Origin of the sequence: Haloferax sp. AS1 (genome assembly GCF_014530665.1) — an archaeon.
Classification (GTDB): domain Archaea; phylum Halobacteriota; class Halobacteria; order Halobacteriales; family Haloferacaceae; genus Haloferax; species Haloferax volcanii.
The window spans coordinates 1581672-1597662 of sequence record NZ_SPSA01000001.1; the positions used below are offsets into that span (position 1 = coordinate 1581672).

A 15991-nucleotide genomic window follows, 5' to 3' on the forward strand; every position below is an offset into this window, starting at 1 on the left:
GATGGCGACCTCGTACGCGGGGCGACTCGACCCACGGCACGCGCCGCGGCTGTGGTGGCTCGCGGCGCTCTGCTGGGTCGAGGCGCTCGCCGTCGGGGCGTACCTCTCCGCCGCGCCGGAGCGCGTCGAGAGCCTCCGGTACCTGTTCTATCCGTTCGTCTGGATAACCGTCGGCGCGGCGGCCGTCCTCTGGACCGAGCCACCGCGGGCGAGCGCCCGGGCGCGAGTCGTCGCCGGCGCGGTCGCCGCCGCGTACTTCCTCGTCCTCGCGGCGCTGGCCGGGTTGGTGTCCGTGGACTTCGTCGCGCTTTTCGGCGGGAGCCACGGGCACGCCGCCGCGCACTATCCGACCGGCTGGCAGTTCTCGCTCGCCGCGCCGGGCTGGGGGCCGCGAGTGGGCTACGCCGGCGACGCCGTCTCCGCGACGTTCGTCCCGTACCGCGTCGCCGGCTCCCTCGCGCTCGCGTACCTCGTCTACGCCGCCGTCCTCGACGCGGCGAGGCGCGCGCTCTCGGGAGCGCTCGGACTCGTCTCCTGTGTCGGCTGTACCGTCCCGCTCGTCGGCGGCCTCACCGCGGGCGCGGCCGGGGGCACGGGCGTCGTGAGCGCGCTCCGGGCGCTCTCGGTCGACATCTCGACGCTGGTGTTCGTCGTCGCCGTGGCCCTGCTCGCGTTCGGACCGTCGCTGGCGGCGCGGGCGCGGCGATGAGCCGACGCGCCGGAAGCATGGTCGGTTCCGCGGTTCGGCGCGGTGCAGTCTGGTTCGCCACGTTCGCGGTCGCCTCGGTCACTTTTTCGACTTCGGCGCTCGCGCACGCCGGCTCGCTGGCCGGGTCGCTCCGCTCGGTCCCGGCCCCGTTCTGGCTCGTCGTCGTCTCCGGCGGCGGCGTCGTCTGCGTCTCCTTTCTGCTGTCGGCGTTCGTCACCGACGACGAGACGCTGGACGCCTTCGAGCGCGCGGGCGTCCGTATCGGAGGGCTCGCCGGAGCCGTCGCAACCGCGGAGGCCGCGCTCAAGCTCCTCGGCGTCGCCGCGCTCGTCCTCGTCGTCGCCTTCGGGCTGTTCGGGCCGCCCGTCGGCATCGCCAACCTCGGCGTCCTGCTCGTGTGGGTCGGCTGGTGGGCCGGGTTCACGATGGTCACCTACCTCGTCGGGAACGCGTGGCCGCTGGTGAATCCGTGGCGGACGCTCGGCGCGGCGCTTCGGGGTCGATTCGCGGCGGGAGGGAGGCTATCGCGACCCTACCCCGACCGACTCGGGTCGTGGCCCAGCGTCGCCGGTCTGCTCGGACTCGTCTGGCTGGAGGTCGTCAGTCCGCTCGCGGCGAACCCGCGGGCGCTCGCCGTCGTGGTCGTCGCGTACAGCCTCGTCACCGTCGGCGGCGCGGTCGTCTACGGCGACGCGTGGTTCCGCCGCGCCGACCCCGTCGCGCGGGTGTTCCGATTGTACGGCCTGCTCGCGCCGGTCCGGCGGGGCGACGGCGGCGGCCTCTCGATTTCGGTTCCCGGCGCGGGGCTGACACGCAGCCGCGAGCGACTCGGCGCCGACGACGTGGCGTTCGTCGTCGCGCTCCTCTGGGTGACGACGTTCGACGGCCTCGTCGTCACCGTCGCGTGGGGGGGCGTCCTCGCCGCCGCGGCTCCGGTCCCCGCGTGGCTCGCGAACCTCGTCGGAATCGTCGCGGGCTTTCTCGTCTTCCTCGGCGGCTACCGACTGGCCGCGAGAATCGCCCGCGGAACCGCGGACACGTACGTGACCGTCGGCTTCGTCGCCGGCTGGTTCGCGCCCGCGTTGGTCCCCATCGCCGCCGGCTACCACCTCGCGCACTTCCTCGGCTACGTCGTCGGCCTCGCGCCCGCGCTGGTCGCGGTCGCGGCCTCGCCGCTGTCGCCGCCCGCGAACCCCTCGGTGCTGGCCGTTCCGGCGTGGTTCGGCGGCCTCCAGTTGGCGTTCGTCGTCCTCGGCCACCTGCTTTCGGTGTGGGTCGCCCACGCCCGCGCGTTCGACCTCTTTCCGGGTCGCCTGCAACCGCTCCGGAGCGAGTACCCCTTCGTCGCCGTCACGGTCGGCTACACGATGGCGAGCCTGTGGGTCGTCGCCCAACCGACGGTCGGAGGTGTCGCCGGATGAGTCGCAGAGCGAGTCACGGGATGAGCCGCGAAGCATCCGTCGTCGTCCCCGAAACCGCCGTCTCCGACGGCGAGACCGCGGCGGCGACGTGTCCGTACTGCGACCGCCCGTTCCGCCGGGAGCGACTCCGTGACCTCCACGTCGGTGACGCGCACGAGGACCTGAGCGACGGCGAAACCGCGGCGTACGAGGCCGCTGTCGAGGCCGAAGCCGAAGACCTGTTCGTCTATCACCTGAAGGTCGCCGGCGCGCTCGGCGTGGTCTTCACGGCGCTGTTCCTGCTCGCGGTCGTCGGTTTTAGCCTGTGAGAGGAGTGCGGACGGGGCTCAGGCTCAGGCGTGGTCGCCGCCGTGTTCGCCTTCGCCGGGGTCAGACAGACGCATCACGACGCCGGTGAGCACGCCGACGCCCGCCAGCGCGACGACGCCGCCGACCACGACGAACGATTCGCTCGCGCCGACGGCCTCCGAGACGAGGAGGATCGCGAGTCCGAGGACGACGGCCCCGAAGGCGGCCACGAGGGCGACAGTAGTCCGATTCATGCGTACCGTTACCACACCGAAGTCAAAGAAGGTACGTGCGAGTGCGGCGGCGGAAAGAAAGACGCTGTTGAAGCCCTCAGTTACGGATGGGGTTCTGCGGTCGGACTGAATGGAGTGCGCGAATACGGCACGAAGTGAGACGTTGCGAGCGATTCCACCTCGACTGACCCGTACCCGCCTACCGTGAGGTCTCAGTCGGAGCCAAACAGCGCTTGCGTGAGTGCGCCACCGTAGGCGAGTCGCGAACCGAGCCAGAGCGCGCCGAGGGTGACGCCCACCGCCACGAGGTAGGGACCCGGCTCCGGGAGGCGACCGCTCGCCACGCGAGCAAGGCGGTCCGCCAGAACGATGCCGCCGAACCAGACCACCAAGAACGCGACATGTTGGTGCAGGGACTTCCGTCGGCGTGCGTGACGGTAACCGACGACGAGGAAGCCCGCGAGCAGCAAGATGCTGACAGCCGCGAGGGCGAGAAAGCGGAGCCGTCCGCCGAGCGCAAACACCGAGGGGATGCCGATTACCACCGCGAGAACAAAGATGGTCTGGACGACCAGTCCAAGAGACGGTTCGGTGTTGGAGGGCTGTTCAGACACAGATTGCGGTCACGGACGACGAAGCAATGAATCTTCTCCACGGGACCGGAGACCGGTCGTTCGGGTTGGCGCTACCCTACTTACCGGCCGAACCATCTCTCGTGACGCTCGCCGTTATCCCAGATACTTCGCTGGATACACCCTCCCGCCTCACACGGATTCTGTCAGTTTCTAACGGATTCACAGGGCCTCAGAAGGGGACGAACAACGTTCCAGTTAGGCCGCGTTCTCGCCGGTCGTCGCGGCGGCGACGACGAGCGCGAAGACGGCCACCGCGAGCACGAGACCCGGACCGACGACGAGCGGGTCTGTGAGCCTGCCGGGGGCGACGCGGGTCATCATGACGGTCACGCCGACGCCGACGGGGACCGAAAACAGGAGCGCGTAGCCGACCGCGACGAGGGTTTCGCGGGAGCGCCAGCGGGGATGGGAGTCGGCTCGCACGGTCAGAGGAGCGAGTACGACGCCGCGAGCGTGAGCGCCAGCGCGGCCGCGAGGCCGATGCCGACCAGATACGTCAGCGACCGCGGCTCGAACCGGAGGTGCTGGAAGTACGCCGCGACCAGCACCGCCTTCGCGGCCGACAGGACCATGATGACGCCGAAGGCCAGCCAGTAACTCAGCCCGGCGAACTCGACCAGCACCTGGACGGTAGCCGAGACGAACAACACCGCGTAAATCGCCGTATAGAGTTTCGTTGATACCATCTTTGTCACCTCACAGGATGTAGAACAGCGGGAACAGGAACAGCCAGACGATGTCGACGAAGTGCCAGTAGAGGCCGAAGTACTCCACCGAGCGGCTGTCTTCGAGGTACGCGCCCCGCCAGGCGCGCGCGGTCAGGTACAGCGCGATGACGAGCCCCGCGATGACGTGGGCGGCGTGCAGGCCGGTCGTGAGGAAGAACGTCGAGGCGCGGACGTTCGTCGAGAGCCACAGCCCCTCGTGGAACAGGTGCTGCCACTCCAGCCCCTTGTTGACGAGGAAGCCGATGCCGAGGACGAACGTCGCCCCGAGACTCGTCACGAGGCCCCACTTGTGTCGCTTCTCGGCCGCGACGAGCGCGAGGACGACCGTGAAACTGCTCGTGAGCAGGATGTACGTGTTCACGAGTCCGGGAATCGGGTCGGACGGAATCGGCTCCCAGCCGGTCCAGCCGAAGGCGACGCGGGTGAACACGTACGCCCCGATGAAGCCCCCGAACAGCACCACGTCGGACGCGAGGAATATCCACATCCCGACCTTGCCGTTGTCGATGCCGGCGAAGGGCCACGCCTCGCCCTCCTCGAAGACCGGGCCGTGGAACGGTTCGAGCCCCATGGCGACGAGCGACCCCAGGGTGACGACGCCGCCCGCGACGGCCGTCGTCGCGTAGGCGGCCCCGACCATCCCCGCGGGGAACGCGGCGTCCTGAAGCGGCGAGAGGCCGAGGAGGACGAGGAACGCGCCGGCGGAGAGGACGAACGGCCAGATGCTCGCGTGGCTCGGCCCCCCGACTTCGGTCGCTTCGGCGGTCGGGAGCGCGGACGAGACCGCCGTCGTTGCCGACGCGGTGACGCCGCCGTCGGAGACGGCCGCGCCGGTCGGCCCGCTAGAGCGGTCCTCGCTCGGCGCGGCCTCGCCGGCGTCGAGGAATTCGAGGTGACCGTCGCGGTAGGTCGGCGTCCCGTCGAAGTTCTCCAGCGGCGGCGGCGACGGGACGGCCCACTCGGCCGTCGTCGCGTACTCCCACGGGTTGTCTGGCGCGGGGTCGCCGGCGAAGGCGCTCTTGAACAGGTTGTAGAACATGATGAGGAACGACAGCCCGAGGACGAACCCGCCGACGGTGGCGAGCTGGTGCCACGGCGCGAGTTCGGGCGCGTAGTCGAACACGCGCCGGGGCGTCTCCCACGCGACGAAAAGCGGGAAGTACAGCAGATTGAAGCCGACGAAGTAGACGGCGAAGTGGAGTTTGCCGAGGAACTCGTCGTACATCCGGCCGGTCATCTTCGGGAACCAGTAGTAGAGGCCGCCGACGAGCGCCGTCACCCCGCCGACCATCACGTAGTGGAAGTGGGCGACGACCCAGTAGGTGCCGCGGAACTCGTAGTCGAGGACGACCGCGCCGAGGAAGACGCCGGTGATGCCGCCGATGATGAACAACAGGAGCGCCCCGAAGACGAACAGGAAGGGCGTCGTGAAGCGTATCTTCCCCTTCAGCATCGTGTAGATGAGCGCGAACACCATCAGGTCGAACGGCAGGGAGATGCCGATGGTGGTAATCATAAAGAGCGTCTTCACCTGGAGGTTGATGCTCGTCAGGAACATGTGGTGCATCCAGACGGCGAAGCTCTGGATGGCGACGAGCACCATCGCGAGGATGAACCACTTGCGGCCGACGATGCGGCGGCCGGTGAACGTCTGGAACACCTCGGCCATGACGCCGAGCGCCGGGAAGAAGACGATGTACACCTCGGGGTGGCCGAAGAACCAAAACAGGTGGGTCCACAGGAGCGCCCCCGCCGGCGACTCCATGGCGAAGTAGGTCGTCCCGAGCAGGCGGTCCGACGAGAGCACCAGAAGCGCCGCCAGAAGCGCCGCGAAGGCGAACAGCATCATCCACGCGGTCAGGAGAATCGTCCAGCTGAACAGCGGGAGGTTCCGGAGCGTCAGCCCCTCGGCGCGCATCCGGTGCATCGTCGTCAGGAAGTTGACCGACGAGACGGTGACGGAGGCGACGAACAGCACGAGCGCCAAGACGGCCGTCGACGCCCCCACGTCCGGCGTGAACGTCGGGACGTTCAGCGGGGCGTACATCGTCCACCCGCCGGAGAACGTCCCCCCTTGGAAGAACGAGACGCCGAACAGGATGCCCGAAAAGAGGTAGAGCCAGTACGACAGCGCGTTGAGCCGCGGGAACGCGAGGTCCTTCGCGCCGAGTTGGAGCGGGACGACGTAGTTGGCGAAGCCGAACGCGAACGGCGAGAGGAACCAAAACACCATCAACAGCCCGTGGGCCGAGACGGCCTGATTGTACGCGACGGGCGAGAGAATCCCCTCGCCGAGCGCGCGCGGAGCGAGCAGTTGGACGCGCATCAGCCACGCGAGGACGCCGCCGAGCACGAGGAAGAAAAGCGACGTGACGACGTAGAGGATGCCCACGTCCTTGTGGTTCGTCGTGACGAACCAGCGCTTGATGCTCCCCGTGCCGGGGAAGTCGTGGCCGTGGTCGTCGCCGCCGCGAGCGACCTCGTGGCCGCCGTCGGCCGCGGCGTCCCGTTCGGGAGACGCGTCGGTCATGGAACCACCGCCGGTCGGAGGTTCGATTGCGCGGCGACCGATTCATCGGCGCTCGACTCGTTCGCTGTCGCGTTGTCCGCGGTCGCGTTGTCCGCGGTCGTGTTCGCGTACCACGCCTCGTACTCGTCGGGCGGCATCACGACGACCTCGGCGGACATGTAGGAGTGGCCGGCCCCGCAGAGTTCGTAACACTGCGCGGTGTACGTCCCCGGTTCGTCGGCGGTGAACCACGTCTCCGTCTCCTGACCGGGGATGGCGTCGGATTTGACGCGTAACTCCGTGACCCCGAAGTTGTGGAACACGTCCGCCGTGGTAATCGTCAGTCGGACGGGCCGGTCGGCGGGGACCCGGAGCACGCCGTCGGTGGTGTGGCCGTTCGGGTAGGTAAAGCGCCAGCCGAACTGGTAGCCCTCGACGGCCACGTCGAGCGACTCGTCGTCGGCGGGGCCTTCCTCGACGTACAGGAGCGTCAGATACGTCCACGAGACCAGCGAGACGACGATGACCATGCTCATGAAAAACGAGGTGAACAGCTTCCGGCCCCCGCCGCTCCCCGACGGGAGTTCACCGAGGACGAGGCGGTCCCCGTCGTCGATGTGGCCGTTTCCGGAGCCGGAGCGATACTTGTACGCGTTGTAGAGCATATACCCCACGACGACGACGCCCACGAGCGTCCCCAAGAGCAGGAACACCTCGAAGATGCTCTCGAAGACGAACGCGCGGGTCCCCCGCGGAACCAACCCCGACTGGAGCGGGAACGCGGCCGTCAGTACGAGTTCCGTGACCATTGATAACACCACCCAAATAAGATAATTAACGTTCGTGATGATTATTGTTTCGGAGCAATCGGGGAAAGCGGCGTCGAACGGGCGGTTCCGGTCGGTCGCAGGGCGAAGCGGGGAGCAAAACGAGCGAAGTCGCGGGCGACGACGAGTGATGGCGGGCGGCGGGCGGGCGGCGGACGACGGCGACCGCGTCTGCGGCCGCGGTGACGCTCAGACCTCGTGTTGCGGGATGTCCGCGAACAGTTCGAGCAGGTAGCCGAGCGAGAGGCCGTACACCCAGTGAGCCAGAAGCGAGAACACGAGGAACGAGGCGATGACGAACGCGTCCGCGGGCGGCCAGAACGCCGGCACGAACCCGACCCAGTAGAGCGTCGCGAACGACACGCCGCGGAGGTACTTCGGTGACTCCGGCGGGAGGAACGCGCCGACGACGACGAACGTCACCGGGAGGACGACGACCCCGCCGATGCCGAAGAGGAACGCTCCGAGGACGAGCGTCGGTTCGTAGCCGAAGAACGCCCCCATACCGGCGAACCGCGTAATCGGCTCGGTCGTAAACAGACCGAGGAGTTCGGGGATGCCGACGAGGACGGGCAGCATCAACACCGTCCCGACGAAGCCGCTTGCCATCGCAGTGAGGATGACGTTCCCCGTGATGTCGTAGTCGGCGGTCTCGCCGGCGCGCTGTTCGACCGCGGTAGCCGGGTTCGGCGTCTCTTGACTCATACTCCCGTCATACTACGGGTTCTTTCATGATAAAAGGTAACAAATGCCGTAGTGTTGAGGGGTCGCCGGCGCGAGTCACCGAGGTTTTTGCCCTCCGGACGCGCCCGTGAGTGCATGTACGAAGTCGAGGTCAAGGTCCGCGCGGACCACGGCGCGGTTCGCGAGCGACTTGACGCGGCCGGGGCCGAACAGGTCAACCGCGTCGCCCAGACGGACACCTACTACGACGCCCCGCACAGGGATTTCGCAGAGACCGACGAGGCGCTCCGACTCCGCCGGGAGTCGCGCTACGAGGGCGGCGAACTCGCCGACGAGGAGACCGTCGTCACCTACAAGGGACCGCTCGTGGACGAGTCGTCGAAGACCCGCCGGGAGTACGAGACCGGCGTCGAAGACGGTGAAACGATGAACGCTATCTGCGAGGCGGTCGGCTTCGAACCCGCCGCGACCGTCGAGAAAGAGCGCGAGCGGTTCGCCCTCGACGGCTACACCGTCTCGCTCGATTCGGTGTCCGGACTCGGCGAGTTCGTGGAGGTCGAAATCGAAGTCGAGTCCGGCGTCGACGACGCCCGCGACGGGGCGTTCGCCGTCCTCCGGGACCTCGGCCTCGACCCCGACGACCAGATTCGGACCTCCTACCTCGGGATGCTGCTCGGGTCGCCCGAAGAATAGACGGACTATCGACCCCCGCGGGCGTCCGCAACCTCGGCAGATACTGCCCGAGCATACTCTCAGGTAATACGAGTGTGGCCAAAGGTTTCCGCAAGTTATAGAACCGCCCGCCGGGTACGTCCCGCCAATGAACGACCGAAATATCCGCCTCGAATCCGCCGACAAGCGCGCGGTCGAGGACCAGGAGGTCGAAATCGTCGAGCGAAAGGGTATCGGGCACCCCGACTCCATCTCCGACGGCATCGCCGAGAGCGTCTCCCGCGCCCTCTCGAACCTCTATCTCGACCGCGTCGGCAAAGTGCTGCACTACAACACCGACGAGACCCAGCTCGTCGCCGGCACGGCCGCGCCCGCCTTCGGCGGCGGCGAGGTCATCGAGCCCATCTATCTCCTCATCGTCGGCCGCGCCACGAAGGAGTACGACGGCGAGAAGATTCCCGTCGACTCGACGGCGCTCCGGGCCGCCCGCGAGTACCTCAACGAGAACATCCCCGGGCTCGACGTGGGCACCGACATCATCGTCGACGTGAAACTCGGCGAGGGCTCCGGCGACCTCCAGGACGTGTTCGGCGAGGAGACCCAGCAGGTCCCGATGGCCAACGACACGAGTTTCGGCGTCGGCCACGCCCCCCTGACCGAGACGGAGCGAATCGTCCTCGAAGCCGAGCGCGCCCTCAACGGCCCGGCCTACGGCGACGACCACCCCGAACTCGGACAGGACATCAAGCTCATGGGCAAACGCGAGGGCGACGTCATCGACGTGACCGTCGCCGCCGCGATGGTCGACAAACACCTCGACGACATCGACGACTACGTCGCCGCCGTCGACGACGTGCGCGAGTTCGTCTCCGACCTCGCCACCGACTACACCGACCGCGAGGTCAACGTCGAGGTCAACACCGCCGACGACTACGACGAAGGCTCCATCTACCTCACGACGACCGGCACGTCCGCCGAGCAGGGCGACGACGGCTCCGTCGGCCGCGGCAACCGCGCCAACGGCCTCATCACGCCGAACCGCCCGATGAGCATGGAAGCGACCTCCGGCAAGAACCCCGTCAACCACATCGGGAAGATTTACAACCTGCTTTCCACCCACATCGCCGAGACGGTCGTCGACGAGGTCGACGGCATCCGCGACCTCCAGGTCCGCCTGCTCTCGCAAATCGGTCGCCCCATCGACGAACCCCACGTCGCCGACGCGAAGGTCATCACGGACGACGGCGTCACCATCGCTGACATCGAAGACGAGGTTATCGCCATCATCGACCGCGAACTCGCGAACGTGACCGACATCACCCGCCGGACCATCGAAGGCGAACTCAGCACGTTCTGAGGCGTCGCCTCGCGGCGGGTCGAAACCAAAACAGAACACCGACCGCCGCGTCGCCGGCGCGGGCGACGACGCTACTCCTCGCCGTAGTACTTCTCGACCAGTCGCGCGGCCGCCTCGGCCGTCTTCCGGTAGTCGCGGTCGCCGTCCGGCGTCCGAACCGCGTACTCGTAGTGCCGACTGCTCGGCACGTACCACTTCTCGGGGAAATCGTCGAGGACGTGCCGCGGGTCGCCGTTCGTCGGCGCGCCCGCGCCCGATTCGACGGCGGGGTCGGTGCTCTCGTCCTCGTCACCTTCCTGCGTCTCTGCCTCGTCTCTGGGAGCCATCACGGACGGGTCGGACTCCACGAGGAGCGTCTCGGGCACGTCGGGATGCGACGCCGAGATGCCGCGGTGGACGCCGGGCGTGTTCGACGCCGCGAGCGTCTGGTCCATCAGAATCTTCTGCATGCTAATCTCGTGGCCGTCGCCGGGGTCGCGCTGGTCGTAGCTGCCGTCGGCGTTCATCTCCCACGCCTTCCGGTTGTCCGCGAAGCCGAGTTCGAGGACGAACCGCAACTGCTCGCGGATGTCGGGGTCTTCGACGGGGGCGATGGCCTCCACGCGCTTGTCGAGGTTGCGGGTCATCCAGTCCGCCGAACCGACGTAGTAGTCGGGGTCGCCCGCGTTCTCGAAGTAGAAGATGCGGGAGTGTTCGAGGAAGCGGTCCACGACGCTCCGGACCGTGACGGTCTCCGAGACGCCCTCCAGACCGGGGCGGAGCCGACAGATGTCGCGGACGAGCAGGTCGATGTCGACGCCGGCCATCGACGCCTCGTACAGTTCCTCGACGATGCCGGGGTCTTCGAGGGCGTTCATCTTGGCGACGATGCGGGCGTCGCGACCGGCGCGGGCGTGTTCGGCCTCCCGCCGGATGCACTTCGTGAACTCGTTTCGCATCGTCACGGGCGCGATGAGGAGCTTCCGGAACTCCTCGTCGAGCGAGGGGCCGGTGAAGAAGTTGAACACCTTCACGAGGTCCTGCCCGATGTCGCGGTCGGCGGTGAGGACGCCGAGGTCGACGTATCCCTTCGCGGTCCCGGAGTGGTAGTTCCCCGTGGCGACGTGGGAGTAGAGGCGGACGCCGTCTTCCTCCTCGCGGACGACGAGCGCGGTCTTCGTGTGCGTCTTGAGGCCGATGGTTCCGTAGGCGACGTGGATGCCCTCCTCTTCGAGGCGACGGACCCATTCGAGGTTGTTCTGCTCGTCGAACCGCGCTTTGAGCTCGACCATCGCCGCGACCTGTTTGCCGTTGTCGGCGGCGTCGATGAGCGCCTCGATGACCTGCGAGTCCGAGGCCGTCCGGTAGATGGCGGCCTTGATGGCCAACACGTCGGGGTCGTTGGCGGCCGCGTCGAGGAACTGCTGGACGGTGTCACCGAACGAGTGGTACGGATGGTGCAACAGCACGTCTTTGCGGCGAATCGCGTCGAAGATGGTGTCGCCGTCGTCGCCGGCCGCCTCGGGGGACGACGCGCCCGAGCCGAGCCCCGCGTCGGCCGCGTCGAGGTCCGAAAACCGCGGGTGCGGCTGGGGTGTCCACGACTCCAGCGAGAGGTCCGGGCGGTCGAGGTCGGTGAGGTCCATCAGTTCGCGGTAGTCGAGCGGCCCGCGGAGTTCGAACACCTCGCGGTCGTCGAGGTCCAACTGCTCGACGAGGAGGTCCCTCGCGGCCGCGGGCGCGTCCGCCTCGATTTCGAGGCGGACCACGGTGGCGAAGCGGCGCTGTTCGAGCACCTCCTCTATCATGTCGATGAGGTCCTCCGCGACCTCCTCGTTGCGGCGGACCTCGGCGTTTCGCGTCAGCTTGAACACCGCGGTGTCGACGACCTCGACGTTCGGGAACAGCAGGTCGAGGTTGGCGCGGATGACCTCCTCCAAGAGGACGTACCGGACCTCGTCGCCGTCGGTGTCGACCTCGACGAGCCGCGGGCGGTTCTGCGGAATCTTCACCCGGGTGAACGTCTGGTCGCCGTCGTCGTCGCGGGTGACCACCGCGAGCGACAGCGAGAGGTTCGAGATGAACGGGAACGGGTGGGCCGGGTCGAACGACAGGGGCGTCAGCGTCGGCAGCACCGAGAGTTCGAAGTAGTCCCGCATCTCCGCCCGCTGGTCGGGCGTCAGGTCGTCGTAGTCACAGATGTGGATGCCCTCCCCGGCGAGCGCCGGGCGAATCTCCTCGCGGTAGCACTCGGCCTGCCGCTCGAACATGGGCCGGGCCTTGTCGATGGCCTCCTCCCACTGCTTGAGGGGCGTCCGCCCGTCGGTCGTCCGCTCTGTCACGCCGGCGTCTATCTGCTGTTTCAGGCCGCCGACGCGCTTCATGAAGAACTCGTCTAAGTTCTTCGTGAAGATGGACAGAAATCGGACCCGTTCGAGAAGCGGGTTCCGGTCGTCGAGCGCTTCGTTGAGCACGCGGGACTGGAACTCAAGTTCGCTCAGCTCGCGGTTGAGATAGTACTGCGGGTCTGCGAGGTCGATGTCGGCTGGCAACTCGTCGGTCATTGGCATCGAGTGGGCATCGAGTGGGGTCGGGCGAACGTCGGGCAAGCGTCGGGCGCGACGACGGGTCGTTCGGTGGTTGTACGAGTCGAAAACGGCGTGAAATCTATTAAGCGGTTTATATTGTTTCGCCGTCTGTCTACGGTTCAGTAAATTGTACTATTTACAAATATATAACACTAATAGCAGCGGAGAGCGACGTGCCGTGTCGGGCGCGGACGCCCCTCGAAACGAGACGCTGAAGGGTGCCGGCGGAGAACGTCGACCGTGAATCAGACGGCGCACGTCGTCCTCGTCGGCTACGGCGAGGTGGGCACGAAGAGTTCGAGCGTCCGGGCGAAGATGGAGGCCAGACTGCGGACGAACCTCCAGGCGGTCCTCGACGACCGCTCGCTCCCGGGCCGCGTCGAGCGGGAGTGGTCCCGCCTGCTCGTCCGCGACGCCGCCGACGCCGAGGCCGTCGCGGCCGCCTGCGCCGAGGTGCCGGGCGTCGTCTGGGCGCGCCCCTGCGTCGCCTGCGACCCCGTCCTCGACGACATCGTCACGGTCTGTCGAAGTCTCGCGTCCGACCACCCCGACGGGGCGGCGTTCGCCGTCGACGCCGACCGCGTCGGCGACGCCGACCAACACGCGTTCACGAGTTCCGACCTCGAACGCGAGGCCGGGAGCGCCGTCGTCGAGGCGACCGGCGCGCCCGTGGACCTCGACGACCCCGACCGGACCTACCGCATCGAGTGCCGCGAGGAGACGGCGTATCTCTCCGTCCGGCGGTTCGACGGCCCCGGCGGCCTCCCGCTCGGAACGCAGGGGCGGGCCGTCTCGCTCGTCTCCGGCGGCATCGACTCGCCGGTGGCGACGTGGGAGCTGATGCGCCGGGGCTGCGAAATCGTCCCCGTCTACGTCGATTTGGGCGACTACGGCGGCGCTGACCACCGCGCGCGGGCCATCGAGACGGTGCGGACCATCGCTCGCCGCGCCCCGAACGCGGACATGCGAGTCCACGTCGTCCCCGCCGGCGACGTGGTCGAGCGACTGATGGAGTCCGTCGATGACACCCGGATGCTCTCGCTGCGGCGCGCCATGCTCGCCATCGCCGCCGAGGTCGCCACCGACGAGCACGCCCACTCAATCGTGACCGGCGAGTCGCTCGGTCAGAAGTCGAGTCAGACCGGCGAGAACCTCGCCGTCACCGAGGCCGCGGTCGACTACCCCGTCCACCGCCCGCTTTTGACCCGCGACAAGACCGACATCGTCGCGGCCGCCCGCGACCTCGGCACCTACGACGACTCGACGCTCCCCGTCGGCTGCGAGCGCGTCGCGCCGAGTTTCCCCGAGACGAACGCCTCGCTGTCGGCCGTCGAGGCCGCGGAACCCGACGATTTGTTCGACCTCGCAGTCGAGGCCGCCCGCGAGCGAGTCGTCGTCTCGCCCGACGGCGAGTGAGTGAGTAAGTGAGTGAGTGAGAGAGCGCGGGAGAGGGAACGCGAGACGACGGCCGACTGCGAGAAAGAACGCCGGGGCGACCCCTCCGAGGTGCGGTACCGACGCCCACACGAACAGTGCAAACCACCATCACAGTCACGATTCTTCAAACGTTTAGATCCGTTTCGGATGAACAATTGCACAAAAATGGCTTTATTTACCGTGGGCGCTAGTGTTCTCCCATGTCGAAAACATCGCATCCCGGTCGCGGACACCCCGGCCCCGAGTGGCGCGTCAGCCACCGGGCGTCGCGGACCGACTGGAGCGACGCCGTCGAGCGGTGCGCGGCGTGCCGCGCCCGCGTCGACATGAGCGAAGCGCACTACCAGGTCCTCCTCGAACGAGACATCGACAAGCCCGGCAAGATAACGCTCGAACGCGAGCGCGTCGTGTTCTGCGACGAGTCCTGCGCCGCCGAGTGGGAGTCGACCGCCTGAGTACCGGAACCGCTTTACCGAATCCGGTCCCTCCCTCTCGACGTGACGCAGGTCTGTATCGTCGGCGCGGAGGACGTCCACCTCCAGTACGAACTGCTGTCGCGCGACACCGCGCGCGCGGCGCTTTCGACCTACGATATCTCCGAACCGTTCGACAACTCGCTTTCGGTCGACACGGTGAGTCTCGGCGCGGCCGTCTCGCTTCTCAACGACCTCAACTGGTATCTCGTCCGGTTCGCCGACTTCTCGTTGGTCCGCGAGCCCTCCGTCTCGGCCGACGAGTGGCTCTCCCGCGACCTCGCCCGACGGATTCGAGACGGGAAGGTTCAGCCCGAGGACACGGGCGACCACCTCGCCATCTACGGCGTCGAAGACGGCCGCCTCGTCGAGCCGATGTTCGTGACGCGGGTCGACGGCTCGGTGCCCGACTACGACCTCAGAGACGTGGAGCGAACGCTCGTCGTCAGAGTGGGCGAAGACGAGTTCGGTCGGTGAGCGCCGCCCCGGGGCGACCGCTATTCTTCGGCGTCGAACATCCCGGTCGACATGTAGCGCTCGCCGGAGTCCCAGAAGACCGTCACCACGAGCGGCTGGTCTTCCTCGTCGGCGTCGGGGGCGGCGAGCCGCTCGGCGACGCGCTTGGCGGCGAGGAGCGACGCGCCGGACGACTGGCCGACGAGGATGCCTTCCTCGCGGGCGAGGCGGCGACACTCGGCCTCGGCGTCCGCGAGTTCGACGATTTCCACGTCGTCGAGGAGGTCGGTGTCGAGGTTGGGGCTGACGAAGCCCGGGCCCATCCCCTGGAAGTCGTTGTTTCCGACCTCACGGCCCGAGAGGACGGCGCTCTCGGCGGGTTCGACGCCGACGACGCGCATCGAGGGGAACTCCTCGACGAGACGGCGGCCGGTGCCCGAAATCGTGCCGCCGGTGCCGATGCCGGCGACGAGGGCGTCGATGCGGCGGTCGCCCACCTGTTCGAGAACCTCCTCGGCGGTCGTCCGGTAGTGCGCCTCCGGGTTGGCGGGGTTCTCGAACTGTCGGAGCTGGTACATGCCCTCGGCTTCAAGTTCGTCCGCGCGCTCTTTCGCGGCGGAGATGTCGCCGTCGACGAGCTCGATGGTCGCCCCGTAGGCGCGCATGATTTCGCGGCGCTCGGGCGACATCGAGTCCGGCATGACGATGGTCAGGTCGTAGCCCTTCGCCGCCGCGACGACCGCGAGTCCGATACCGGTGTTCCCGGACGTGGGTTCGACGAGGCGGTCGCCCGGCGAGATGTCGCCCGCCTCCTCGGCCGCCTCGACCATCGCCAACGCGGGGCGGTCCTTCGCCGACCCGCCCGGGTTCTTCGACTCTATCTTCGCCGCGACCGTCGACCCCTCGGGGGAGTCGACGCGGACCAGCGGCGACCCGATAGCGTCGAGGATACTGTCGTCCATCGACCCTCCGTTGACGGTGCGACACTAAACGAC

At 67.8% G+C, this 15991-nt stretch carries 17 protein-coding genes; 8 read left to right on the top strand and 9 right to left on the bottom strand.

What is annotated here, in order from left to right:
* Nucleotide 1 precedes the first annotated feature (1 nt).
* From E4P24_RS08460 to E4P24_RS08470, 3 genes are read left to right on the top strand one after another with little or no spacing between them, the layout of a single operon-like run.
* On the top strand, nucleotides 2-709 hold the full coding sequence (locus tag E4P24_RS08460) for a hypothetical protein (protein ID WP_115802660.1): 708 nt from the start codon (nucleotides 2-4) through the stop codon (nucleotides 707-709).
* Entirely contained in the window at nucleotides 706-2130 is a 1425-nt protein-coding gene (locus tag E4P24_RS08465; RefSeq protein WP_115891233.1) for a hypothetical protein, read from the top strand. Before E4P24_RS08460 ends, E4P24_RS08465 begins: the two co-directional genes overlap by 4 nt.
* Nucleotides 2131-2150: 20 nt before the next feature.
* Nucleotides 2151-2438: a hypothetical protein gene (locus E4P24_RS08470; RefSeq protein WP_115891232.1), complete on the top strand. Its 288-nt coding sequence runs from the start codon at nucleotides 2151-2153 to the stop codon at nucleotides 2436-2438.
* Between the two features lie 24 nt (nucleotides 2439-2462).
* Here the strand turns inward: E4P24_RS08470 and E4P24_RS08475 are convergent, their stop codons facing one another.
* The 7 genes from E4P24_RS08475 to E4P24_RS08505 form a co-directional block, all read right to left on the bottom strand.
* On the bottom strand, nucleotides 2463-2672 hold the full coding sequence (locus E4P24_RS08475) for a hypothetical protein (RefSeq protein WP_115891231.1): 210 nt from the start codon (nucleotides 2670-2672) through the stop codon (nucleotides 2463-2465).
* A gap of 191 nt (nucleotides 2673-2863) precedes the next feature.
* On the bottom strand, nucleotides 2864-3265 hold the full coding sequence (locus tag E4P24_RS08480) for a hypothetical protein (RefSeq protein WP_004041533.1): 402 nt from the start codon (nucleotides 3263-3265) through the stop codon (nucleotides 2864-2866).
* 216 nt (nucleotides 3266-3481) lie between these two features.
* A complete protein-coding gene (locus E4P24_RS08485) occupies nucleotides 3482-3715 on the bottom strand; it encodes a hypothetical protein (protein WP_049896063.1) in 234 nt (77 codons plus the stop codon).
* On the bottom strand, nucleotides 3712-3972 hold the full coding sequence (locus E4P24_RS08490; protein ID WP_004063182.1) for a cytochrome C oxidase subunit IV family protein: 261 nt from the start codon (nucleotides 3970-3972) through the stop codon (nucleotides 3712-3714). Before E4P24_RS08490 ends, E4P24_RS08485 begins: the two co-directional genes overlap by 4 nt.
* A 10-nt stretch (nucleotides 3973-3982) precedes the next feature.
* Nucleotides 3983-6544 (bottom strand): cbb3-type cytochrome c oxidase subunit I, encoded by a 2562-nt coding sequence (locus E4P24_RS08495; protein WP_188148352.1) that lies wholly within the window; start codon nucleotides 6542-6544, stop codon nucleotides 3983-3985.
* Nucleotides 6541-7332, bottom strand: coding sequence for a cytochrome c oxidase subunit II (gene coxB, locus E4P24_RS08500; RefSeq protein WP_115859788.1), 792 nt, complete (start codon nucleotides 7330-7332; stop codon nucleotides 6541-6543). The genes E4P24_RS08495 and coxB overlap by 4 nt, the downstream gene beginning before the upstream one ends.
* A gap of 207 nt (nucleotides 7333-7539) precedes the next feature.
* A complete protein-coding gene (locus tag E4P24_RS08505) occupies nucleotides 7540-8055 on the bottom strand; it encodes a DUF6789 family protein (RefSeq protein WP_188148353.1) in 516 nt (171 codons plus the stop codon).
* Nucleotides 8056-8169: 114 nt separating this feature from the next.
* On the opposite strand from E4P24_RS08505, the gene cyaB reads away from it, so the two are divergent.
* Together cyaB and E4P24_RS08515 are read left to right on the top strand one after the other, a co-directional pair.
* Nucleotides 8170-8727, top strand: a complete 558-nt coding sequence (cyaB, locus tag E4P24_RS08510) for a class IV adenylate cyclase (RefSeq protein WP_188148354.1) — start codon at nucleotides 8170-8172, stop codon at nucleotides 8725-8727.
* A gap of 127 nt (nucleotides 8728-8854) precedes the next feature.
* Nucleotides 8855-10063 (top strand): methionine adenosyltransferase, encoded by a 1209-nt coding sequence (locus tag E4P24_RS08515; RefSeq protein WP_115802666.1) that lies wholly within the window; start codon nucleotides 8855-8857, stop codon nucleotides 10061-10063.
* Between the two features lie 71 nt (nucleotides 10064-10134).
* Here the strand turns inward: E4P24_RS08515 and ppk1 are convergent, their stop codons facing one another.
* The gene (gene ppk1 / locus E4P24_RS08520; RefSeq protein ID WP_188148355.1) at nucleotides 10135-12606 is read right to left on the bottom strand and encodes a polyphosphate kinase 1; all 2472 of its coding nucleotides are present in this window, start codon (nucleotides 12604-12606) and stop codon (nucleotides 10135-10137) included.
* Between the two features lie 264 nt (nucleotides 12607-12870).
* On the opposite strand from ppk1, the gene thiI reads away from it, so the two are divergent.
* The 3 genes from thiI to E4P24_RS08535 all read left to right on the top strand — a co-directional run bounded on the left by thiI (nucleotide 12871) and on the right by E4P24_RS08535 (nucleotide 15017).
* Nucleotides 12871-14046: a tRNA uracil 4-sulfurtransferase ThiI gene (gene thiI / locus E4P24_RS08525; protein WP_115859780.1), complete on the top strand. Its 1176-nt coding sequence runs from the start codon at nucleotides 12871-12873 to the stop codon at nucleotides 14044-14046.
* A gap of 221 nt (nucleotides 14047-14267) precedes the next feature.
* Nucleotides 14268-14522 carry a hypothetical protein gene (locus E4P24_RS08530; RefSeq protein WP_004063175.1) on the top strand — a complete coding sequence of 85 codons (255 nt, stop codon included), beginning with the start codon at nucleotides 14268-14270 and terminating at the stop codon, nucleotides 14520-14522.
* A 42-nt stretch (nucleotides 14523-14564) separates the two neighbouring features.
* Nucleotides 14565-15017 (top strand): DUF5804 family protein, encoded by a 453-nt coding sequence (locus E4P24_RS08535; RefSeq protein WP_004063174.1) that lies wholly within the window; start codon nucleotides 14565-14567, stop codon nucleotides 15015-15017.
* 20 nt (nucleotides 15018-15037) lie between these two features.
* Here the strand turns inward: E4P24_RS08535 and E4P24_RS08540 are convergent, their stop codons facing one another.
* Complete coding sequence (locus E4P24_RS08540) at nucleotides 15038-15958, bottom strand: PLP-dependent cysteine synthase family protein (protein WP_115802669.1); 921 nt, start codon at nucleotides 15956-15958, stop codon at nucleotides 15038-15040.
* Nucleotides 15959-15991 lie beyond the last annotated feature (33 nt).